Origin of the sequence: Klebsiella sp. BDA134-6 (assembly GCF_015601345.1) — a bacterium.
GTDB lineage: Bacteria > Pseudomonadota > Gammaproteobacteria > Enterobacterales > Enterobacteriaceae > Klebsiella > Klebsiella grimontii.
Window position 1 is genome coordinate 1,192,843 of sequence record NZ_CP064784.1, and the last position, 20,805, is coordinate 1,213,647.

Annotated in this window: 19 protein-coding genes; 10 read left to right on the forward strand and 9 right to left on the reverse strand. The window is 57.8% G+C overall.

Going from position 1 to position 20,805, the window contains the following annotated elements; genetic code table 11:
- Positions 1–88: 88 nt before the first annotated feature.
- The gene (gene proA, locus IYV58_RS05480) at positions 89–1,342 is read right to left on the reverse strand and encodes a glutamate-5-semialdehyde dehydrogenase (protein ID WP_004129420.1); all 1,254 of its coding nucleotides are present in this window, start codon (positions 1,340–1,342) and stop codon (positions 89–91) included.
- 10 nt (positions 1,343–1,352) lie between these two features.
- The gene (gene proB, locus IYV58_RS05485; RefSeq protein ID WP_004099297.1) at positions 1,353–2,456 is read right to left on the reverse strand and encodes a glutamate 5-kinase; all 1,104 of its coding nucleotides are present in this window, start codon (positions 2,454–2,456) and stop codon (positions 1,353–1,355) included.
- A gap of 290 nt (positions 2,457–2,746) precedes the next feature.
- Between proB and phoE the strand changes: the two genes are divergently transcribed.
- Positions 2,747–3,799: a phosphoporin PhoE gene (gene phoE, locus IYV58_RS05490; RefSeq protein WP_172880598.1), complete on the forward strand. Its 1,053-nt coding sequence runs from the start codon at positions 2,747–2,749 to the stop codon at positions 3,797–3,799.
- 53 nt (positions 3,800–3,852) lie between these two features.
- On the opposite strand, the gene IYV58_RS05495 is transcribed toward phoE, so the two are convergent.
- Positions 3,853–4,416 (reverse strand): C40 family peptidase, encoded by a 564-nt coding sequence (locus IYV58_RS05495; RefSeq protein ID WP_004099299.1) that lies wholly within the window; start codon positions 4,414–4,416, stop codon positions 3,853–3,855.
- 329 nt (positions 4,417–4,745) lie between these two features.
- Between IYV58_RS05495 and IYV58_RS05500 the strand changes: the two genes are divergently transcribed.
- The gene (locus IYV58_RS05500; RefSeq protein ID WP_195729469.1) at positions 4,746–5,690 is read left to right on the forward strand and encodes a LysR family transcriptional regulator; all 945 of its coding nucleotides are present in this window, start codon (positions 4,746–4,748) and stop codon (positions 5,688–5,690) included.
- On the opposite strand, the gene IYV58_RS05505 is transcribed toward IYV58_RS05500, so the two are convergent.
- Positions 5,687–6,754: an ABC transporter substrate-binding protein gene (locus IYV58_RS05505; protein WP_195729470.1), complete on the reverse strand. Its 1,068-nt coding sequence runs from the start codon at positions 6,752–6,754 to the stop codon at positions 5,687–5,689. The two genes, IYV58_RS05500 and IYV58_RS05505, sit on opposite strands and share 4 nt — an antisense overlap.
- A 222-nt stretch (positions 6,755–6,976) precedes the next feature.
- Here IYV58_RS05505 and IYV58_RS05510 point away from each other — a divergent pair, with 222 nt between their 5' ends.
- Genes IYV58_RS05510 through IYV58_RS05520 form a run of 3 tightly spaced genes read left to right on the forward strand, consistent with a single transcriptional unit; the run spans position 6,977 to position 11,096 of the window.
- Positions 6,977–8,545, forward strand: a complete 1,569-nt coding sequence (locus tag IYV58_RS05510; protein WP_004129431.1) for an ABC transporter permease — start codon at positions 6,977–6,979, stop codon at positions 8,543–8,545.
- Positions 8,542–9,285: an ABC transporter ATP-binding protein gene (locus IYV58_RS05515; protein WP_004129433.1), complete on the forward strand. Its 744-nt coding sequence runs from the start codon at positions 8,542–8,544 to the stop codon at positions 9,283–9,285. The genes IYV58_RS05510 and IYV58_RS05515 overlap by 4 nt, the downstream gene beginning before the upstream one ends.
- Before the next feature lie 23 nt (positions 9,286–9,308).
- The gene (locus IYV58_RS05520) at positions 9,309–11,096 is read left to right on the forward strand and encodes an aryl-sulfate sulfotransferase (protein ID WP_123828426.1); all 1,788 of its coding nucleotides are present in this window, start codon (positions 9,309–9,311) and stop codon (positions 11,094–11,096) included.
- A gap of 7 nt (positions 11,097–11,103) precedes the next feature.
- On the opposite strand, the gene IYV58_RS05525 is transcribed toward IYV58_RS05520, so the two are convergent.
- Positions 11,104–11,901, reverse strand: coding sequence for an AraC family transcriptional regulator (locus IYV58_RS05525; RefSeq protein ID WP_004129436.1), 798 nt, complete (start codon positions 11,899–11,901; stop codon positions 11,104–11,106).
- Positions 11,902–12,001: 100 nt separating this feature from the next.
- Here IYV58_RS05525 and IYV58_RS05530 point away from each other — a divergent pair, with 100 nt between their 5' ends.
- The 3 genes from IYV58_RS05530 to IYV58_RS05540 all read left to right on the forward strand — a co-directional run bounded on the left by IYV58_RS05530 (position 12,002) and on the right by IYV58_RS05540 (position 14,847).
- A complete protein-coding gene (locus IYV58_RS05530; RefSeq protein WP_004129438.1) occupies positions 12,002–12,811 on the forward strand; it encodes a sulfite exporter TauE/SafE family protein in 810 nt (269 codons plus the stop codon).
- Between the two features lie 409 nt (positions 12,812–13,220).
- Positions 13,221–14,090 carry a DMT family transporter gene (locus tag IYV58_RS05535; protein WP_195729471.1) on the forward strand — a complete coding sequence of 290 codons (870 nt, stop codon included), beginning with the start codon at positions 13,221–13,223 and terminating at the stop codon, positions 14,088–14,090.
- 94 nt (positions 14,091–14,184) lie between these two features.
- The gene (locus IYV58_RS05540) at positions 14,185–14,847 is read left to right on the forward strand and encodes an HAD family hydrolase (RefSeq protein ID WP_195729472.1); all 663 of its coding nucleotides are present in this window, start codon (positions 14,185–14,187) and stop codon (positions 14,845–14,847) included.
- A 98-nt stretch (positions 14,848–14,945) separates the two neighbouring features.
- Here the strand turns inward: IYV58_RS05540 and phnE (IYV58_RS05545) are convergent, their stop codons facing one another.
- The 4 genes from phnE (IYV58_RS05545) to phnC form a co-directional block, all read right to left on the reverse strand.
- Entirely contained in the window at positions 14,946–15,827 is an 882-nt protein-coding gene (gene phnE, locus IYV58_RS05545) for a phosphonate ABC transporter, permease protein PhnE (protein WP_087828299.1), read from the reverse strand.
- Positions 15,824–16,696, reverse strand: a complete 873-nt coding sequence (phnE, locus tag IYV58_RS05550; RefSeq protein WP_004132516.1) for a phosphonate ABC transporter, permease protein PhnE — start codon at positions 16,694–16,696, stop codon at positions 15,824–15,826. The genes phnE (IYV58_RS05545) and phnE (IYV58_RS05550) overlap by 4 nt, the downstream gene beginning before the upstream one ends.
- Positions 16,697–16,765: 69 nt before the next feature.
- On the reverse strand, positions 16,766–17,707 hold the full coding sequence (phnD, locus tag IYV58_RS05555) for a phosphonate ABC transporter substrate-binding protein (RefSeq protein ID WP_029669800.1): 942 nt from the start codon (positions 17,705–17,707) through the stop codon (positions 16,766–16,768).
- 23 nt (positions 17,708–17,730) lie between these two features.
- On the reverse strand, positions 17,731–18,573 hold the full coding sequence (phnC, locus tag IYV58_RS05560; RefSeq protein ID WP_004129455.1) for a phosphonate ABC transporter ATP-binding protein: 843 nt from the start codon (positions 18,571–18,573) through the stop codon (positions 17,731–17,733).
- Positions 18,574–19,499: 926 nt separating this feature from the next.
- Here phnC and ecpR point away from each other — a divergent pair.
- Together ecpR and ecpA are read left to right on the forward strand one after the other, a co-directional pair.
- Entirely contained in the window at positions 19,500–20,042 is a 543-nt protein-coding gene (gene ecpR / locus IYV58_RS05565; protein WP_004129457.1) for an ECP biosynthesis operon DNA-binding transcriptional regulator EcpR, read from the forward strand.
- 152 nt (positions 20,043–20,194) lie between these two features.
- Positions 20,195–20,782 (forward strand): common pilus major fimbrillin subunit EcpA, encoded by a 588-nt coding sequence (ecpA, locus tag IYV58_RS05570; RefSeq protein ID WP_004129459.1) that lies wholly within the window; start codon positions 20,195–20,197, stop codon positions 20,780–20,782.
- Positions 20,783–20,805: the final 23 nt, after the last annotated feature.

Here is a 20,805-nt window from a genome sequence, read left to right on the forward strand (position 1 = left end):
AAGCACGGGATAGAAGGTTAAAACTAAGTGGGTGATGCGTCAATGCCCTTGCGAATCAAACGGCTACTTTTGCATCACCCAATGAGCATTAAGCACGAATGGTATCGTCGCCGAAACCAATCCACTTATAGGTCGTCAGGGCTTCCAGCCCCATCGGGCCGCGCGCGTGCAGCTTCTGGGTGCTGACCGCCACTTCCGCGCCGAGGCCGAACTGGCCGCCGTCGGTAAAGCGGGTAGAAGCGTTGACGTACACCGCCGAGGAGTCCACCTCGTTGATAAAGCGGTTCGCATTGCCCAGGGTACGCGTCAGGATGGCGTCGGAATGCTGGGTGCCGTGCTCGCGAATATGCGCCACCGCTTCATCCTGATCGGCCACCACCTTCACGTTCAGATCCAGCGACAGGTACTCGTTGTCATACTGCTCCGCTTTCACCGGCTCTACGCTGGCCGGGCCGTTTTGCAGCGCGGGCAGGGAGGCCGCATCGGCGTGCAGGCTGACGCCGCTTTCCGCCATCTGCTTGCTCAGCGCGGGCAGGAAGCGTTCGGCGATATCCTGATGTACCAGCAGCGTTTCGACCGAATTACAGGCGCTCGGGCGCTGCACTTTGGCGTTAACGATCACTTTCAGCGCTTCGGCAACGTCAGCGGAGTGGTCGATATAAATATGGCAAACGCCGATACCGCCGGTGATCACCGGGATCGTCGACTGCTCGCGGCATAGCTTGTGCAAACCTGCGCCGCCGCGCGGGATTAGCATATCGATATACTTATCCATCTTCAGCATCTCGCCGACCAGCGCGCGATCCGGACTCTCAATCGCCTGCACGGTGGCAGCCGGTAAGCCGCACTCCTGCAGCGCCTGCTGAATCACTTTCACCGTGGCGGCGTTGGTGCGCCAGGTCTCTTTGCCGCCGCGCAGAATCGCCGCGTTGCCGGTTTTCAGGCACAAAGAGGCGACGTCGACGGTCACGTTCGGACGGGCTTCGTAAATCACGCCCACTACGCCCAGCGGCACGCGGCGACGCTCGATACGCAGGCCGCTGTCCAGCAGGCCGCCGTCGATCACCTGACCGACCGGATCAGCCAGGCTGCAGACCTGACGAACATCGTTAGCAATCCCGGTCAGGCGAGCCGGATTGAGCGCCAGGCGATCGAGCAGCGCTTCGCTCAAACCGTTGGCGCGCGCTTCCGCCAGATCCTCAGCGTTAGCCCGCAGAATCGCGTCGGTCTGCGCTTCAAGATAGTCGGCAATCTTTTCCAGCACCTGGTTCTTTTCGCGGCTGGAAAGCTGCGCGAGTTTATACGAGGCCGCTTTGGCAGCAATGCCCATTTGTTCCAGCATTTTCAGCTCCTTAACGGATAATCATGTCGTCACGGTGGACGGCGACCGGGCCGTATTCATAGCCCAGAATGGCATCGATCTGCTGCGAGTGCTGCCCGGCGATGCGGCGCAGCGCATCGCTGTTATAACGGCTGACGCCGTGGGCGATATCGCGGCCTTCAAGGCTGCGAATGCGGATCACTTCGCCGCGCGAGAAGTTGCCGGTGATGGTTTTAATCCCTTTCGGCAGCAGGGAGCTGCCGCGTTCGAGAATGGCCTGGGTCGCACCGGCGTCCACGGTAATTTCGCCCGCCGGCGGCGCGCCGAAAATCCAGCGCTTGCGGTTTTCCAACGGCGACTCCTGGGCGTGGAAGCGGGTGCCAACGGAAACCCCCTCCATCACGTCGCCAATCACGCCCGGACGGCTACCGGCGGCGATGATCGTGTCGATGCCCGCGCGGCAGGCGACATCGGCGGCCTGCAGCTTGGTGCCCATACCGCCGGTACCTAAACCCGATACGCTGTCGCCCGCGATCGCGCGCAGGGCGTCATCGATACCGTACACGTCTTTAATCAGTTCGGCCTGCGGGTTGTTGCGCGGGTCGGCGGTGAACAGTCCCTGCTGATCGGTCAGCAGCAGCAGTTTATCGGCGCCCGCGAGAATCGCCGCCAGCGCCGAAAGATTATCGTTATCGCCGACTTTAATCTCGGCGGTGGCCACGGCGTCATTTTCATTAATTACCGGCACGATGTTGTTATCCAGCAGCGCGCGCAGGGTATCGCGGGCATTAAGGAAACGCTCGCGGTCTTCCATATCGGCGCGGGTCAGCAGCATCTGGCCGACGTGAATGCCATAAATAGAAAACAGCTGTTCCCACAGCTGGATAAGACGGCTCTGGCCAACCGCCGCCAGCAGCTGTTTGGACGCGATGGTCGCGGGCAATTCCGGGTAGCCGAGGTGTTCACGTCCGGCGGCGATCGCCCCGGAGGTCACTATCACAATTCGGTGGCCCATCGCGTGCAGCTGTGCGCACTGGCGCACTAATTCAACGATATGGGCGCGGTTCAGGCGGCGGGATCCGCCCGTTAAAACACTGGTGCCCAGTTTTACCACCAGCGTCTGGCTATCACTCATGATTCTCTGCCGTTCAAAAAGGAGTTTCGATATCGAATTGATGTTGTAACAGGAGTCAGCCCGCTTGCCAACACCTGGCGTGGTGGACGAACCACTTCATTGCGCGGATCGGGCATTCTGGCGGGGAAACGTGACACATTCATGACGGAAATAATTAAATACGCTTTTTTATCAAAAGTTCCATGTTGTCATAAATTTTTAATATTAGAGCGTTAAAAAACCTGCAGTTTTTGACAGGGCTTCCGCCCGGAATTGATTAGCGCGTATAAATAAATCACCAGGACTAGATAATGAAAAAGAGCTCACTGGCATTAATGATGATGGGTCTTATTGCTTCTTCGGCTACCCAGGCGGCAGAAGTTTATAATAAAAACGGCAATAAACTGGACGTCTACGGCAAAGTCAAAGCGATGCACTATATGAGCGACTATGACAGCAAAGATGGCGACCAGACCTACGTTCGTTTCGGCATCAAAGGCGAAACGCAGATTAACGACGATCTGACCGGCTACGGCCGCTGGGAATCAGAGTTCTCCGGCAACAAAACCGAAAGCGACTCTTCGCAGAAAACGCGCCTGGCGTTCGCCGGGGTGAAAGTTAAAAACTACGGTTCATTTGACTACGGTCGTAACCTCGGCGCGCTGTACGACGTCGAAGCCTGGACCGATATGTTCCCGGAATTCGGCGGCGACTCTTCCGCGCAGACTGATAACTTTATGACCAAACGCGCCAGCGGCCTGGCAACCTACCGCAATACCGACTTCTTCGGCGTGGTGGATGGCCTGGATATGACCCTGCAGTACCAGGGCAAAAACGAAGGCCGTGAAGCCAAAAAACAGAACGGCGACGGCTTTGGCACCGCGTTAAGCTATGACTTCGGAGGCAGCGATTTCGCCGTCAGCGCGGCCTACACCAGCTCCGATCGTACGAACGATCAGAACCTGCTGGCCCGCGGTACGGGTAAAAAAGCGGAAGCCTGGGCGACCGGCCTGAAATATGACGCCAATAATATCTACCTGGCGACCATGTACTCCGAAACCCGCAAAATGACGCCAATCAGCGGCGGTTTTGCCAATAAAGCGCAGAACTTTGAAGCCGTGGCGCAATACCAGTTCGACTTCGGCCTGCGTCCGTCCCTGGGCTACGTGCTGTCAAAAGGCAAGGATATTGAGGGCGTGGGAAGCGAAGACCTGGTCAACTACATTGATGTTGGCGTGACCTATTACTTCAACAAAAACATGAACGCCTTTGTTGATTATAAAATCAACCAGCTGAAGAGCGATAATAAGCTCGGGATCAACGATGACGATATCGTCGCTGTCGGTATGACCTACCAGTTCTAAGACTGATCGACAATAAAGCCGCCGTGGTAACAGGGCGGCTTTATTATTTGTGATTAACGGTTTTTCGCCAGGTGCAGATTATCGTTATTCATCGTGATCTGCGCGTTATATTCCTTCGGCAGACGGCGCGCCTGGTAGAATACCGATTGCCAGTACGGATTATCCAGCGAAGAGCGCATCACGCCCTGGCTGGTGGAAGCGTGAAGGAAATTACGGTCGGTATCATAGAAGCCGACGTGCATGCCGCCTTTAATTCGGAAGAAAACCAAATCCCCCGGCCGTAGCTGGCGCGGACTCACGCGCTCACCCATGTGCAGCAGTTCGCGAGTGGTGATGCGCTCCATCGGCAGGTTAAAGCGATCTTTGAGCGTACGCCAGACAAACCCGGAGCAGTCGACGCCGCTTTGCTCCGTCCCGCCCCATTCGTAGGGCGTTCCCTCCCAGGTATGCATCTGATCGTGCAGCGCGGCGATCACCGGGATCAGATCGTCAGAACCTCCGTCAATGGTCGAGTGGCTACTCTGGGCGGCGGTTTTATGCGGTTTCGATGAGGATGAACATCCTGCCAAAAGCAAAAAAGGAACAAATAATAGCGCGTGAGAGAGTCTGGGCTTCATATCATTGTTTTTCGTCACTGAAAACGGGCCGTGATATTTTATAGCCGATTCGCTACGGCCTCAGAATGACCAAACGCAAAATTTACGAAACCTTACGTAAATAATATAGGCCGGTTCGCTGCGTGAGAATTAACGCTGATTATTTATGGCAAAACCGAACCCGCCATATTAATAATTTTTTTCTCCTTGAAACAATATTTCACAAATATACGGATGCTGGACGTTCCTTCTGCTTCCGTGCTGGGTGAAAAATCCTCATCATTCCGCCATTGCGCCGCCTGGCTGCGCTCCAGTACTTTTGTAGCCAAAAAGAGAGAGTGGGGCGGCCAATGCATCTGGATTTTCGCCAACTGCGCAACTTTGTGGCGCTAGTTGAATACGGCAGTTTTAATCGCGCGGCGGAGGCGGTGTGCCTGTCGCAGTCGGCCTTCAGCCGCAGCATTCAGGCGCTGGAGCAGAGCGTCGGCCATCCGTTATTCGATCGTCAGAGTAAGCTACCGACGCTCACCCTGCACGGGCAAAAGCTGCTGCCCTACGCCCGCCGCTTTCAGGAGCTGAACGTGGAGCTCAGCAGCCAGCTGCGCGAAGCGGACGATGCGCAAAACGGCGAGGTCGCTTTTGGCTGCGGCCCGGCCCCTGCCGCGAGGCTGATTCCGGCCGCCGTCGGCGGGTTTCATCGCCTTTTACCGCAGGCGAGGGTGCGCTTTCAAATCGATAACTGGCTGGCGCTGCATCAGGCGCTGAACTCCCAGCTTTACCCTTTTGTGGTCGCCGACAGCTGGCAGGCCGAGCTCGACCCGCAGCTGCGCGTGCAGCCGCTCAGCCCGCAGCGCTGCTTTTTCGTCTGCCATGCCGACCATCCGCTGGCCAAACAGGGGCCGGTCTCTATTCAGGCGATGCTGCGCTACCCCTTTGCGGCGCCCTATTTGCCGCCGGGCGTGCGCAAGGTGCTGGCGACCCTTAGCCAGCAGCAGGATTTTACCCCGGCGATTCAGTGTGACCATATCTACGCGCTGCTTGCCACCCTCGCGCAGACCAACGCGATTAGCTTCGCCAGCGAGGACGGCTTCGCGCTGTGCCAGCACAGCCATCGGCTGGTTAAGCTGGAGCTCAGCGATCTGCCTGAGGAGTGGCGGCTGATGCAGACCCGGTTTGCCATTATCTCTCCGGTTCACGCGGCGCAGCCGCCGCTGGTGGAGAAGCTAATTGAGATTATTCTTCATACCGATCGTCAGCATCAGCTGCAGCTGCTGGTGCAGGAGGAGAGCGGTTAACCGGCGTTTTTCGCCAGGCCTTTGGCATCATACTGCGGCCAGCGATTTTCCAGCCGCAGGGATTTCAGCGCCTGCTCGACAAACTGGCCGTCCACCCACTGGCTGACGTCAAAAGCGCTGCGGATCAGGCGTCCCGATTTCGCCTGTTCGACGCTAAGGCTAAAGCTGTCGGTCAGGAAGGGGTCGATACGCGGCGAGGTGGTAAAGTTCAGATCCTGCGGCTGCAGCTCTTCGAGAAACAACGCCTGCGGGATCTGGCTCTGCTGCGCCATCTCGGCGGACCAGGCGTCGCGATTGGCCGGGTCGCTGATTTCCGCGGCGTTCTTCACCAGTACGTTAATCATCTGCTGGGTCGCCTGCGGCCAGGCGTCAATAAACGTCTGCGTGCCGAGGAATCCCGCCTGAGTCGTGTTCTGACGGCCGGAATCGCCGCTTTTGACGACCACATCAATCTTATCGCCACGCAGCGCCAGCAGCGAAACGCCGCCCCACACCGCATCGACGCGACCGGCCGCCAGCGCCGCTTTGCCGGCGTTCCAGTCGAGGTTGATTACCTGCAGGCTACGCTCATTGAGGCCGACGGTTTGCAGCGCGCGGTCAAAGGCCAGCTGGTCCGCCGTGCCGCGATATACCGCCACCCGTTTGCCTTGCAGATCGGCCAGCGTTTTAATCCCCGAGGCTTTGGTCACCGCAAGGTAAGATTCCGAGCCGCGGCTGCCCAGCAGCAGGCGCGTCGGCAGTCCGTTGGCTTTACCGATAATCGCCGCCAGATCGCCGAGGTAGACAAAATCCAGCTGGCGGTTGGCTAACGCTTCATTTACCGCCGGGCCAGCGCCTTTGAAAAACTGCCACTGCACTTCTACGCCCTGCGGTTTAAACGTTTCTTCCAGCTGGTGGCGGATAAACGCCATGCCGACCGGACCCTCAATAAAGGGTTTACTGCCTGCGCTCTGGTCCGGCACGCCGATGCGAATGGTGCGCAGCGCTTCGGCCTGGACGCTTGCAGCCAGGCCGATAACCGCCGCCAGCGCCAGCAAGGTGCGGCTAAAAAATGCTTTCATCATAACGTATTGCTCCCTTGAGTTTTTTCTCACCCTAAAGAGCCCACGGGCCGCGTGTTAAATGCTTTTATTCGCCAAGCTTGGGTGAAAAAAAGCTAAATCAGACGCCGCGCGGCCGGCAGGCTCAAATGCATTCGATGCATCGGGATTATTCGCCTTACGCAATGGCGGCGAAGGGGAAGTCACGTTTTGATAGCGACATAACTTGCCGAAAAGTGGACCGATATGTCGCAGATGATCTTAAGAACCGATGCCCCAGCCAGGCCGGGCTTCAGGCTTAACGGCTGGCCGTGGCTACTGCCAGCGTTGCTGCTGCTGCTGTGGTACGTCGCCGCTCGCGAAGGATGGATGCCGGAGCAAATTTTGCCCGCGCCGTCGGTGGTTGCCGATACCGCGCTATCGCTGCTGAGCGGCGACCTGCTGGCGCAGTGGGGATTCAGCCTTCAGCATCTGGCGCTTGGCCTGCTGTTGGGGGCCACTGCCGGCACGCTGCTTGGCGCGCTGTTCGGCCTGGTCCCGGCCGCCGCGCAGCGCGTGGAGCCGCTGTTCTACGCCCTGGCGCAAATCCCGACGCTCGGCTGGATCCCGCTGTTTATGGTGCTGTTCGGCATTGATAACGGCCTCAAGCTGGCGGTTATCGTCAAAACCACCGTGGTGCCGATGACCATTAATACGCAGCAGGCGGTGGCCGGCGTGCCGCTGACCCTGAGCGAAGCCGCAAGGGTGATGAACTTTTCCCGCTGGCAGCGGCTGCGCTGGCTGGTGATCCCGGCAAGCCTGCCGGGCTGGTTTACCGGCCTGCGTCTGGCGCTGTCCCAGGCTTGGGTATCGCTTATCGTCGTTGAACTGCTGGCTTCTTCGGAAGGCATTGGCTACCTGATGGTCTGGGGCCGCCAGCTGTTTCAGCTGGATATCGTCTTCGTCACCATTGCGGTGGTTGGCCTGAGCGGCATGCTGATGGAGTGGGCGGCGAACCGCGCCTGTGCCCGGCTGGTGTTCTGGCCGCAGCCAGCCGCCGGACGCCTGGCGTGGAAACCGCAGGCCAGCTGGCGGGCGCTGCAGCTGCCGTTGGTCCTGCTGGCGCTGTGGCAGCTGGCAAGCTCGTGGGGCTGGATCGATGGCGCGTTGTTCTCTTCGCCGCTGGCGGTGGCGGCGCGTTTTATGCAGGGCGCCCTGAGCGGGGAGCTGACCGCGGCGATGCTGGCAAGCCTCGGGCGAGCCTTTGTCGGCGGCGCGCTGGGGATTGCGGGGGGCCTGCTCTGCGGACTGCTGCTGGCGCTGCGCCCGCGCGCCGGGCAAATTTTCACGCCTACGCTCAACGTGCTGCGTCATATCGCCCTGTTTGCCTGGCTGCCGCTGCTGACCGCGTGGGTGGGCAACGATAACGGCGGCAAAATCGTTTTTATCGCGCTGGCGTCGTTCTTTCCGATGTTCTTCAGCACCCTGCAGGCCGTGCTGCAGCGCAACCCGCAGCTCGATGAGGTTGCCAGAGTGCTGCGGTTAGGTGAAGTAGCGCGCCTGCGCAGGGTCATTCTTCCCGGCGCGGCGCCGGGGATCTTCGCCGGTCTGCGGCTGGCGCTGATTTACGCCTGGCTTGGCAATATCGGCGCGGAATATTTCATGTCCTCCGGCGTCGGCATCGGCAGTCTGATGATCAATGCCCAGCAGCTGCTGGATATGCCCACCATTCTTTGCGGCATGGTGCTGGTCGGTATTACCGGCGCGGCGCTGGATAAAGCCGGACGTTTACTGGAAATGCGCGCCACCCGCTGGCGTCAACAGGAGCAGCTATGACCTCTTCGACTCTGGTCTCTTTTCGTCACGTGCGTAAATCCTGGCAACAGGTGACGGCGCTACAGAATTTCAGCCTGGATATCGCCGCCGGTGAACTGGTGGCGCTGGTGGGCAGCAGCGGCTGCGGCAAATCGACGCTGCTGCGGATGCTGGTAGGCCTTGAGTCAGCGACCCAGGGCGAAATTCGCATTAACGGCGAGCGGGTCACCGGCGTGGGCAAAGAGCGCGGCATCGTATTTCAGGAGCCGCGCCTGTTTCCGTGGCTTAACGTGCTCGACAACGTGATGCTCGGCCTGGCGGATGAAAAGCTCAGCCGGGCGGCGAAGCGCCAGCGGGCGCTGGAAATGCTGGAACGCGTGCAGCTCAGCGAATTCGCCAACGCGTTGCCCGCGCAGCTCTCCGGCGGGATGGCCCAGCGGGTGGCCATTGCCCGCGGCCTGGTGGCCCGTCCGCAGATCCTGATGCTCGATGAGCCTTTCGGCGCGCTGGATGCCCTGACGCGCCACACTCTGCAGCAGGAACTTTTACAGATTCACCAGCGCGCGGGAACCACCACGCTGCTGGTGACGCACGATGTGGAAGAGGCCGTCGCTCTGGCCGACCGGGTCGTTGTGCTCTCGCCGCGTCCGGGGCGGATACGGGAAGTGGTGAGCCTGGCGCTGCCCCATCCGCGCCAGCGCGATGATGCTTCGTTTAGCGCCGCCTGCCGCCAGATTCGCAACCTGATTACCTCTGCCTGATTCTTTTATTTAAGGAGCAATATATGGGATATCCTTCCGTCTACCCGACCGGCGCCACCCTCTACGATCCGTCGCGCGCCTGGAGCGGCTACACCCTTTTCCAGGCCACCGAACACGGCGCGGTGCTGGTGGATATGAACGGCCGCGTGGTGCGCGAATGGCCTGAACTGCACGGGTTTCCCAATAAAATCCTGCCCGGCGGCGCGATCCTCGGCCACAGCGGCGAGCGCGACCCGCGCTACGGTATGCAGGATATGCTCGACCTGATCCAGGTGGACTGGGAAGGCAACGTCACCTGGAAATTCGATCGCTACGAGCAGGTGAGCGATCCGGGTAATGAAACGCGCTGGATGGCGCGCGCGCATCACGACTATCAGCGCGCGGGTAACCCGGTGGGCTACTACGCGCCGGGGCTGGAGCCGCAGGTGGATGGCGGCAATACCCTGATCCTCGCCCACACCAATCTGGTTAATGAAGCGATTTCCGACAAGCTGCTGCTGGACGACACCATTATTGAAGTTGACTGGCAGGGCAACGTGGTGTGGGAGTGGCGCTGCAGCGACCATTTCCACGAGCTGGGTTTCGACGACGCGGCGCGTACCGCGCTGTACAACAACCCGAATATGCGCGCCAGCGGCGGCGGTATGGGCGACTGGATGCATATCAATTCGATGTCGGCGCTGGGGCCGAATAAGTGGTATGACGCCGGCGATGCGCGTTTTCACCCCGACAATATTATCTGGGACGCCCGCGAATCCAACATTATCGCCATTATCGACAAACAGAGCGGCAAGATCGTCTGGCAGCTGGGCCCGGACTACAGCAAGCCGGAGCTGAAGCACATCGGCTGGATCATCGGCCAGCACCATGCGCATATGATCCCGCAGGGGCTACCGGGCGCGGGTAATATCCTGATTTTCGATAACGGCGGCTGGGCCGGATACGGCGCGCCGAATCCGGCATCGGCGGACGGCGTGAAAAACGCCTGGCGCGATTACTCCCGGATCCTGGAGATCAATCCGCTGACCCTCGATATCGAATGGCGCTACTCGCCCTATGAAGCAGATCTGCCGCAGCCGACCGATTCGTACCGCTTTTACAGCCCCTATATCAGCAATATGCAGCGCCTGGAAAACGGCAATACCCTGATTAACGAAGGATCGAACGGGCGCATTTTCGAAGTGACCCGCGACCACGAAATTGTCTGGGAATATATTTCGCCGTTCTGGGGCAAGACCCTGAACAACAATATGGTCTATCGCGCCTACCGCATTCCCTATGGCTGGATCCCGCAGCTGGCGCAGCCGCAGGAGACGCCGATTGCGGCGGTGGATGTGCGTACCCTGCGCCAGCCTGGGGCGGCGGGGGCCGGTCCGGCGCAGAGCGTGGTGCGGGTGGCAGGCGTGAAGCCGTACAGTAAAAGTGCCGATGCGCTGTGCGTGGCAACTGATAACGATACCCTGCGCCGCAGTCCGAAGCTGTTCCGCGTCGCGGAAAGCGCGTTCACGCCGATAAGCGCGGCGAGCGAGCTGGAGAGTGAACGGCCGGTGCTGCTGTTCGTTGGCGCGGAACGCTGCGTGCACTGCCGCAAGCTCTGGCAGCTGCTGGCGCATGAGAAACTCAGCTCGCGAATTGCTCAACTGGATACGCGTTATCTGGATGCCGATCGGCATCAGGCGCTGGCGAGCGACCTCGGCGTGCGCGGTCTGCCGACGCTGCTGCTGATTAAACCGGGACAGCCGGCATCGCGTGCGCCTGCGCAGCTCTCGGTGGACACGCTGTTTGACTGGCTGAATCGCGCAGCCGGGTAATCCGCGACTACGGCGGACTGGCGTGTGCCGGTCCGCCGTTTATCTGACGGATAAACGCCAGCGGCGAATAGCCCATCGCTTTGCGGAACATCGCGGTAAAGGCAGCCGGATACTCATAGCCCAGACTTAGCGCAACTTCGGTAATCGAACGTCCCTCACGCAGCGCCGTCATGGCGTACATCAGGCAGGCCTGCTGGCGCCAGTCGCAAAACGCCATCCCGGTCTCGCGACGAAACAGACGATTAAACGTGCGTACGCTCTTACTCAGCTTTTGCGCCCACTGCTGCGGCGTACTGCGGATACTCGGCTGGCGCTGAAAATCGCCGCATAACGCCGCGAGGCGGCTGTTCTGCGGAAGCGGCGTAAACATCGGCAGCGGCGCGGCGGCGCGCAGTTCATGGAGCAGCAGCGTAATCAGAGCGGCATCGCGCCCGCTCTCTTCATACAGCAGCGGTAGCCGACAGGCGGCCAGCAGCAGCTGATGGGCCAGCGGAGAAACCTGTAAGACTTCGCAGCGCTCGTTTTCCCGCGGGGCGTCCCGCGCGTCAATATACAGGCTGTGGGTGCTGACGCCGGGCATCCAGACGCGATGAGGTTTCGTCGCCGGGATCCAGACCCCGCTGAACGGCGGTACCAGCCACTGGCCGTCGTCCGTTTCGACCTTCATTAATCCGTTCATGGCGTACAGAAACTGCGCCCGGCGGTGGCTATGCCGCTCCAGAAGGGTGTTGGGCGGATAGTCGCTGCCCAGCGCCAGTACCGGGCGAGGAAGATGGTCGACGTCATCAATCGCAACGTTGCGCATAAGTGTAGCCCTGGCTGAAATTCGTAATAGATTGGCTTTAAAGCGTAAGCCGGCCATCGCCTTATTCTATATCGTTACCTCCTTTTGTGGAGGCGTTCCAATGAGCGACTGGCTTTTTCTGTGCGGCATACTTTCCGGCATCACGACCTGGCTCTTTGGCTTCGGCGGCGGTTTCGTTACTGTCCCGCTGCTCTATTTACTGGCGACCAACGGGTGGGGAGCGCAAAGCGCCGTCGGGCAACAGGCGATGCAGATCGCCGTCGCCACCTCGGCGCTGGTTATGCTCTGTTCCGCGCTGCTGGCGACCTGGCGGCACGCGCGTACCGGTATCCTCCGCTGGCGCCGCTTATGGGCGATGCTTACCGGCATTGCCGTGGGCGGAACGGCGGGCGCGATGCTGGCGCTTCAGGTGAACGGGGAGTGGATCCGCTGGCTGTTCGTTATCTACCTACTGGCGACCATTATCGATTGCTACTTTCGCGCCGGATTTATGACTCCGCCGTCCAGCCGGGTGGTGCCGACGGCGCCCCATGAGCTGACGGTAGGGGGCGTCATTGGCCTGATCGCCTCTTTTCTCGGCGTCGGAGGAAGCGTGATGACGGTTCCTTTAATGCGCCGTCGCGGCGTGCTGATGTCTGAAGCCGCGGCGATGGCCAACGTCCTGACCCTGCCGCTGGCGGCAACGGCGACGCTCACCTGGCTGTTGATGGCGTGGCTGTCGCCGGTGGCGCTGCCGGCTGGGTTTGTCGGCAATATCTGGCTGTCGGCGGCGGCGCAGCTGGTGGCGGGAAGCTGGCTGGGATTAAAAATCGCCTCCCGCTGGCTGGCGCGTTTACCGGATCGCTGGCATGTGCGAATTTATCCGCTATTGCTGATAGCGGTGCTGCTGGTCATGAGCTTGTGGGGATGAGGAGGGAAGCTACCTCGCCGCGTATCTGCCCGGGCGACCGCTCAGCACAATGCCGTGGAGGCGTAGCCCGGGTAAGCGTAGCGCGACCCGGGAAAACCCGCACTGATGCGTGAATCCCGGCGCATTCCCCGAGTCACGCGCTGTCTTGTAAATTTTTCGTTAACCATGCTAATGTTTATGCACGTTAACTAACAGGTGACCCCCGTGACGCATAGCGCCATCTCTGGACATTTCCTCTCCTGCGCTGATTTATCGGCGGGCCGGATGGTATCATCGCGTCGTCGCCTGTATTCCTGCGCCTGCCCTCCGCCTCCTGAATCCGTGGTAACCGGGGTCTGACCTCCGAACTTTATGGTACTCGTTGATAACGCGTACCGACCGCAACACATTCAGGATCTGGAACACATTTATGCATTCTCGATACGCTTTGCTCGCCTCGCAGGCGACAACGGCAACCTTTGTCCTGCTGTGGGGCAGCGCCGCGATTTTTACCCGCTGGGGGCTGGACAACGCATCGCCGATGGCGCTGCTGGTTTTCCGTTTTCTGATAGCCCTGCTGGCGCTGCTGCCGCTCGCTATTTTGCGCAAACGCTGGCTACCGGCGCGCGGGACGCGATTGCAGGTCATCATCAGCGGACTGATGCTGATTGGCGGCTATTCTGTCTGCTACTTTGAAGCGATGGCCCACGGCGTGACGCCGGGGCTGATTGCCACCATCATGGGCATTCAGCCGATTCTCACCCTCTGCGTCGTTGAGCGGCGGCTGCAGGGCATTCGGCTGCTGGGCCTGCTGCTGGCGCTGGCGGGGCTGGTTCTGCTGGTATGGCGGAGCCTGGCGGCTTCGCAGATGGCGGTCAGCGGCATTATTTTTGCCCTTGCCGCGCTGCTGCTGATGACCTTTGGCGCCATTTTGCAAAACCGTAGCCGCCAGGCGCCGGTTGACGTTCTGCCGCTACAGTATCTGGTTAGCCTGCTTTTGTGCTTATTTATGGCGCCGGTGAGCGGTTTTTATGTTCACTTTAGCGCAGGCTTTATCATCCCGGTGCTGTTCCTTGGCCTGCTGATTTCGGTCGTGGCTCAGCTGCTGCTCTATCGTTTGCTGAGCGCCGGGAATATCGTTAACGTCACCAGTCTGTTTTATCTGGTGCCGGTGATTACCGCGCTGCTGGACTATCTAATGCTGGGGAACCGACTCCCCTGGGCGGCGGTTGTCGGTATGGCGGCGATCCTTGGCGGAATTATGCTGGTGTTTCGCGCGCCGAAAGTTAGCGCCGCATAGCCAATGACCCGGGTATTTCTCCCGGGTCATTCTGCTGTCATTTTTCTTGCGCATGCTCTCGCGAGACGCCGTGGCCGATAAGGGAAAATAAACGATGGGTAAAACGCTGACCATTTTCGATCTGGATAATACGTTAATTAAGGGAGACAGCAGTACGCTGTGGAGCCGCTTTATGGTGCGCGAGGGCTGGGTAAACGATCTTGATTACCTGGCGCGGGAAGCGCGACTGATGGAGGACTACGACCGCGGCGAAATGAATATCGCCGATTATGTCGCCCTGATTCAGGCACCGCTGATTGGCGTACCAAAGCAGGACGTAGACGCGCTGCTGGCGCGCTGCGTACGCGAAGAGGTTATGCCGCGCGTGTATCCGCAGGCGTGGGATTTGATTCGGACTTTACAGGCGAAGGGCGAGCAGATGCTGGTGATCTCGGCGTCGGTCAGCCTGCTGGTACAGGCGGTTGCGGCGGAGCTGGGCATCGAGCAGGCGCTGGGAATTGACGTCGTAATGTCCGACGGTGGCGATAGCGGCGTGATTGCCGGTACGCCGAGCTATCAGCAGGGGAAAGTCGTGCGCCTTCAGCAGTGGCTGGCAGCCCATCCCGACTATTCGGGCGAGATAACCTTCTACACCGATTCAATCAACGACCTGCCGCTGTGCCTGCATGCCGATCGCGTACGGCTGGTCAATCCGTGCCCGCAGCTGGCGGCGGCGAACGCGCAGCACCGGTGGCCGGTGCTGACGTGGCGGCTGTGATTTTCCCCCGGGCGGCGGCGTAAACGCCTTACCCGGGCTACTTTTTCGTGCCGGTTGGGTAGCCCGGACAAGTGCGCAGTACCGTTTCCGGGAAAAAACTAATCAGCTTTAAACAGCGGCACCGCGCTGCCGCCGATATAGCGGCGGCGCAGCCAGGCGGACAGCGTATCCATCGCCATCACCACCGCCACCAGCAGCAGGGTAATAAACATCACCACGTCCCAGTTCCACAAGCGCATATTTTCCGCATAAATCAGGCCGATGCCCCCCGCGCCGACAAAACCGAGTACGGCCGCGGAACGGGTATTCGATTCAATCTGATACAGGCTGAGCGCCAGAAATGTCGGAAAAGACTGGGTAAAAATGCTGAAGCGATGCTTCTGCAAACCGTTCGCCCCCACCGCCGTCAGGCCGCGTCCCGGCGAACGGTCAACCGCCTCATGCCCCTCGGCATACAGACGGCCCAGCAGCCCGGTATCCTGCATGATAATCGCCAGCACCCCGGCCAGCGGCCCGAGCCCTACGGCGCGGACGAAAATCAGCCCCCAGATAGCCATATCGATGCCGCGCAGCACGTCGAACAACCGGCGCATCAGCAGGGCGATGATCCCCGGAACAACGCCGCGCATAATGTTGCGCGCCGCGAGAAAAGAGAGCAGTAGGGCGATAACCGTCGCGGTAAGCGTCCCGGCGAAAACAATCGCCAGGGTAATGGCGATTTGCGTGAAGTAATAGCGAAACGGCCAGTTGAAAAAGTCGTGCCAGACGAACATCCGCAGTAGGTAGCGACCCATCTGCTGCAGCCCGGCGGCGAGCTGCCCGCCGCTGATGCCGAACTGCATAAAGAACCAGACATAATAGAGCACGCTGGCCAGCGCCAGCAGGCCGACATAGCGCAGATAGCGCCCCTGGGCCTGATATAAATGCCGATGCTGGCGGCGGCTGGCGGCGATATCCGGTTGTTTTTGCCACTGACTCATTTTTTCCCCTCCAGAACCCACTGCCGCAGGCGGCCGGACAGCATATCCAGCAGCGATACCACGATAATAATCAGCAGCAGCGTGATGCTGACCTGATCGTAACGATCCAGTTTGATGTTGGTCATCAGCTCCTGGCCGATGCCGCCCGCGCCTACCAGCCCGAGGATCGTCGAAGAGCGGAAGTTAATTTCGAGCCGCATAAAGCCGTAGGAGAGAAAAATGGGTTTCACCTGCGGCCACAGGGCGAAGCGAATACGCTGCAGATGCGACGCGCCGCAGGCGGCCAGACCGCGCACCGGTTTATCCTGGGCGCTCTCCACCGCTTCATAGAACAGCTTGGTCAGGCTGCCGATAGTGTGCAGCATCAATGCCAGAAAGCCCGGTATCGCCCCGATACCAAAAGCCATCACGAAAATGACCGCCCACGCCAGCTCCGGCATGGTGCGCAGAAAAGCCACCAGCACGCGGACGGCAACCCGCAGCGGGGCAGGGGACCAGGCGTTGCTGGCGGCAACGAACCCCAGCAGGGTGGCTATCGCCACCGCCACCAGCGTGGACGCCAGCGCCAGCTGCAGCGTCTCCCAGATCAGCGGCAGCTGTATCGGCAGACGATAGCCCCAGTAAGCCAGCGAACCTTTGGTATGCGAATCGGCAAACAGGTCGGCGACGCGCAGCGTCGGCAGCGTCTCAAACATGTAATCGAAAAAGTTGGGCAGCGAGTGCCAGATAGTAAAGAGATTAAACTCGGCCATGCTGCCGGCGGCAAAATAGAGCGCCAACAGCAGCAGGGATCCGCTCAAGGTATCGCGCTTTTGCCGCGAGCGGACCTGCTGGTAATAGCGTTCGAATTCGGTATGGGTGTTATTCATGCGTCGTGGTGTCTTCAACGAGTCGCCGCTGCCCGCGATAGCCAGCGGGCGACGGCGTCAGGGGCGGGATTAACGCGCGCTAACCAGTTCGCGTTTCATATCGATGATCTGCTGAAAATCAGCCACGCTTCCCGGGCCGATGTGCTGAGTACCGCCCATCGCCTTGATAAAGCAGGCGTGATCGTCAGTATCGAGCTTTTTAATCGCGGTAACGACTTTGGCCTTAAAGTCCGCCGGCAGGGCATTGCTGACGAGGATCGGACCGTTCGGGATCAGCGGCGATTGCCAGATAATGCGAATTTGCTTCATCAAATCCGGGTGATCCATGCGAATCAGGCGGTTAAAGGCGCCGACGCTGTAGCCGCTGTTATAGTCGCCGACCATGGAGGTCCAGGTCACCGCGCCGGCAAACTGGCCGTTCAGCACCCCCAGAATGTCCTGCTCGTGACCGCCGGAGAAGGTCACGCTGGAGAAGAAGTTATTGTATTTGTTATCCGAGGTGCCGCCGAACTGCTGTTTAAAAGCGTGGTTCGGAATTAAAAAGCCGGAAGTGGAGTCCGGGTCGGCGAAGCCAAAGGCTTTGCCCTTCAGATCTTCTAACTTTTTATACGGACTGTCGGCTTTGACAATCACCACCGAGTGATAGCCGCGGGACTGGTCTTTATCATCTACGGCAATCCCGACAATATCGACGGCCTTAGGATTGTTAATATAAACCGAAGCGTATGATGACGGCGACATGCTTAATACGACGTCAACTTTTCCGCCCAGCAATCCCTGAATTACACCGGAGTAGTCGGAAGAGTTACGCAACTTCGTATCGACGTTCAGTTCTTTATCGAGGAACTGTTTAACGCACTGGTTATCACCAATTTGCTGCGTTGCGTTTTGGCCGCCAAGGATGCCCAGATTTAATTCCTTCGGCTGTTCAGCAGCGCCTGCCTGCCACGCCATCATAATGCCTGCAACCGCTGCGGATAAACGAACTGCGCCAGTGATGTACTTTTTCATTATTTTGCCCGTGTGAGTGAAATTTAATGCAATTGGCTAATTTCATCGCCGTACAGCTGGTGCAGAATTTCCTGATTCAGCTGTGCGGGATGGTCGTCAAAAATAATCTTGCCCTTGGCCACGCCGATAACCCGCGTGCAATATTCACGCACCAGCTCCACCGAATGCAGGTTTACCATCACGCTGATGCCCTGTTCGCTAATTTCGCGCAGGACATTCATAATTCGCTGCGTATTTTTCGGGTCAAGAGACGCGACTGGTTCATCGGCCAGTAAAATACCGGGGTTTTGCATTAATGCCCGGCAAATGGCCACGCGCTGCATCTGGCCGCCGGAGAGGTTTTCCGCCCGCTGTAGCGCTTGCGGCAGCATATTCATCCACTCCAGCAGAGAGATCGCGCGGGCGCGGTCGGCGTCGGGGAAGACTTTGAATAAGGATTTCAGGGTTGAGGTCTGGCTCAGGCGCCCCAGCAGCACGTTGGTCAAAACGTCGAGGCGCGGGACCAGGCAGAAATCCTGAAAGATCATGCCGCACTGGCTGCGCCAGGCGTTTAACGCGCGGCCTGACAGCTTTGATACGTCCTGCGGCGTCCCCACTTCCGGGAAGCTCAGGATCTCGCCGCCGCTGGCGCTATGGGTGCCGTTCAGCAGGTGCAGAAGCGTCGATTTACCGGCGCCGGAACGGCCAATCACGCCAACCAGTTCGCCCGCATGAAGATCGAAACTGATGCTATCCAGAACGGTTTGCTGCGCGTTCCAGGATTTGCTCAGGTTACGTACGCTCAGGACCTTGCGCTGCCGGTCGGTATAGGGGGGCGTAAACGGTTGAAAATCGGTTTCTGCAACCGCAGCCAGAGAACTGTTCATAAATGCGTCCAGGTTCGTCAGTCAACTGGGCACTATTAATGGTGTTTTATATGACTGTCGGATGACAGTAAGACGAACAAATAGTGAACGGACGCAAGATTTGAGGTAGCGGGTGGCGAAAAAGTCCGACAGCGGTCACACTTTTGTATCCACAAGCGGGAATCCGGTCAGGGTCTGCTACCTTTAATACGCTTTGGCAATGAGATTAATAATGATACGTATTTCCTCTGATAAATATAATGCGGTGTATGCGATATTTGCAGGGGAAATTTACCGCCTCGGGCGCAAAGGCATCATTCAGGATGTTCGTGCCTGGCTTCTTTCTGAGTCGGTTTTACCGAATAGTTAATCTTTTCGTGCTTGATTACGATTGGCCTCGATAAATTTTTAGTCGGCGACCAGGCCTTTTGTGCGGAGTGTAATTTCATTATTTACGCTAGTTAATGGAATTAACCACTGATTTTGTGTTGTTTATTGGTATTATGTTCTTATTTTTTGAATTTGTTCGACTTTTTTGCATTTCCGAATGAAACCCTCGTTAAGAATAGTCTTAACCAGTAATGGCTAAGATCCTGGAACATATAATATTCACTTAAGAATCCCCGTACGCAATGCTAATAACCATATGAAAATAAATGCTTTTTGTGTTTAACTCAATATTCTTATTTTTATTGTTTTGGCTTAAATTGACCTGTTCGGTAATTAGCACTCTGAGCACTTATTGACACACATGGAGAAAAATCCTAAATTTGATAACACAAGAAACAAGCAAGTCATTTAGCGTTCTTTGTCTCAAGCAATACTATTTTGAGTTTTAGGTTAGATATATTAAAGAGGGAATTTGCTGACTTAGACTTTGCAGGCCTGGGCTATCAGCAGTGTTGTGATACGTTCAAGATTTCCAGGACTATGGGGTTTAACTTTATATGGATTATAAATATTCTTTGGATCAGTGCATCTGGCCAGCGCATGACAGTTATTTTCTTAAAGGACTCGCTGAGCTAATTATTGATATCGATAACTTAATTTACCTGTCACTTGAAAAGGTACGCCGGGAATTTGTATTTATTAATCTTAGCGCCAGTTCGCTGAACTATTTTATCCGCCGCGATAATGAGTGGCTGGCTGAAATGAAAGGAAAACAGATCGTATTAATTGCCGCAAGGCGCTCGGAAGCGTTGGCCAATTATTGGTATTACAATGGCTCTATTCGGGGCGTAGTTTATGTCGACTTAGCGAAAGATATTCGTCAGGAGCTGGCATACGTTATTAATGGTCGTTTTCTACGCAAAGATATAAAGAAAGACAAAATTACCAACAGGGAAATGCAGATAATTCGTATGACGGCGCAGGGAATGCATCCAAAATCTATCGCCAAAATTGAAAATTGTAGTGTGAAAACGGTTTATACCCATCGGCGAAATGCCGAGGCAAAACTGTATTCAAAGATATATAAGCTCGCGCTGTAATTAGTAATGGACGTAATTTTTAAAATTGTGCACCAGGTCGTAACCCCAAAATAATTTGTGCCGCAATAAATATTATGCGGCCTGAATTATGGCGGGAAATGCACACAGACGTGGGACATCAGGTCCCTTAATAAACTCAGGATGAAAAAGCTATGAAAAAAAAGGTTCTTGCAATTGCTCTGGTAACCGCGTTTGCCGGTATGGGTGTCGCTCAGGCAGCTGACGTTACTGCTCAGGCAGTCGCTACCTGGTCCGCAACCGCCAAAAAAGACACTACCAGCAAGCTGGTGGTGACTCCGCTGGGCAGCCTGGCTTTCCAGTATGCCGAAGGGATTAAAGGCTTTAACTCACAGAAAGGCCTGTTTGATGTGGCTATCGAAGGTGACACCACCGCGACCTCATTCAAACTGACTTCTCGTCTGATCACGAACACTCTGACTCAGTTGGATACCTCTGGTTCAACCCTGAGCGTGGGCGTTGACTACAACGGCGTTGCGGTCGAAAAAACGGCTGACACCACCATGATCGACACCGCTGCGGGCACCCTGGGCGGCAACCTCAGCGCGCTGTCTAACGGCTATAACACCGCTGGCCGCACCACCGCGCAGGACGGTTTCACGTTCTCCATCATCAGCGGCACCACCAATGGTTCTACGGCTGTCACTGACTACAGCGCCCTGCCGGAAGGTATCTGGAGCGGTGACGTCAGCGTACAGTTCGACGCGACCTGGACCAGCTGATCCTCTCGTAGCACAAGGCAGGG

What these genes read in the sequence shown, in the direction of transcription:
- proA (WP_004129420.1), bottom strand. Translation starts at nt 1,342, where the DNA reads ATGCTGGAACAAATGGGCATTGCTGCCAAAGCGGCCTCGTATAAACTC.
- proB (WP_004099297.1), bottom strand. Translation starts at nt 2,456, where the DNA reads ATGAGTGATAGCCAGACGCTGGTGGTAAAACTGGGCACCAGTGTTTTA.
- phoE (WP_172880598.1), top strand. Translation starts at nt 2,747, where the DNA reads ATGAAAAAGAGCTCACTGGCATTAATGATGATGGGTCTTATTGCTTCT.
- IYV58_RS05495 (WP_004099299.1), bottom strand. Translation starts at nt 4,416, where the DNA reads ATGAAGCCCAGACTCTCTCACGCGCTATTATTTGTTCCTTTTTTGCTT.
- IYV58_RS05500 (WP_195729469.1), top strand. Translation starts at nt 4,746, where the DNA reads ATGCATCTGGATTTTCGCCAACTGCGCAACTTTGTGGCGCTAGTTGAA.
- IYV58_RS05505 (WP_195729470.1), bottom strand. Translation starts at nt 6,754, where the DNA reads ATGATGAAAGCATTTTTTAGCCGCACCTTGCTGGCGCTGGCGGCGGTT.
- IYV58_RS05510 (WP_004129431.1), top strand. Translation starts at nt 6,977, where the DNA reads ATGTCGCAGATGATCTTAAGAACCGATGCCCCAGCCAGGCCGGGCTTC.
- IYV58_RS05515 (WP_004129433.1), top strand. Translation starts at nt 8,542, where the DNA reads ATGACCTCTTCGACTCTGGTCTCTTTTCGTCACGTGCGTAAATCCTGG.
- IYV58_RS05520 (WP_123828426.1), top strand. Translation starts at nt 9,309, where the DNA reads ATGGGATATCCTTCCGTCTACCCGACCGGCGCCACCCTCTACGATCCG.
- IYV58_RS05525 (WP_004129436.1), bottom strand. Translation starts at nt 11,901, where the DNA reads ATGCGCAACGTTGCGATTGATGACGTCGACCATCTTCCTCGCCCGGTA.
- IYV58_RS05530 (WP_004129438.1), top strand. Translation starts at nt 12,002, where the DNA reads ATGAGCGACTGGCTTTTTCTGTGCGGCATACTTTCCGGCATCACGACC.
- IYV58_RS05535 (WP_195729471.1), top strand. Translation starts at nt 13,221, where the DNA reads ATGCATTCTCGATACGCTTTGCTCGCCTCGCAGGCGACAACGGCAACC.
- IYV58_RS05540 (WP_195729472.1), top strand. Translation starts at nt 14,185, where the DNA reads ATGGGTAAAACGCTGACCATTTTCGATCTGGATAATACGTTAATTAAG.
- phnE (WP_087828299.1), bottom strand. Translation starts at nt 15,827, where the DNA reads ATGAGTCAGTGGCAAAAACAACCGGATATCGCCGCCAGCCGCCGCCAG.
- phnE (WP_004132516.1), bottom strand. Translation starts at nt 16,696, where the DNA reads ATGAATAACACCCATACCGAATTCGAACGCTATTACCAGCAGGTCCGC.
- phnD (WP_029669800.1), bottom strand. Translation starts at nt 17,707, where the DNA reads ATGAAAAAGTACATCACTGGCGCAGTTCGTTTATCCGCAGCGGTTGCA.
- phnC (WP_004129455.1), bottom strand. Translation starts at nt 18,573, where the DNA reads ATGAACAGTTCTCTGGCTGCGGTTGCAGAAACCGATTTTCAACCGTTT.
- ecpR (WP_004129457.1), top strand. Translation starts at nt 19,500, where the DNA reads ATGGATTATAAATATTCTTTGGATCAGTGCATCTGGCCAGCGCATGAC.
- ecpA (WP_004129459.1), top strand. Translation starts at nt 20,195, where the DNA reads ATGAAAAAAAAGGTTCTTGCAATTGCTCTGGTAACCGCGTTTGCCGGT.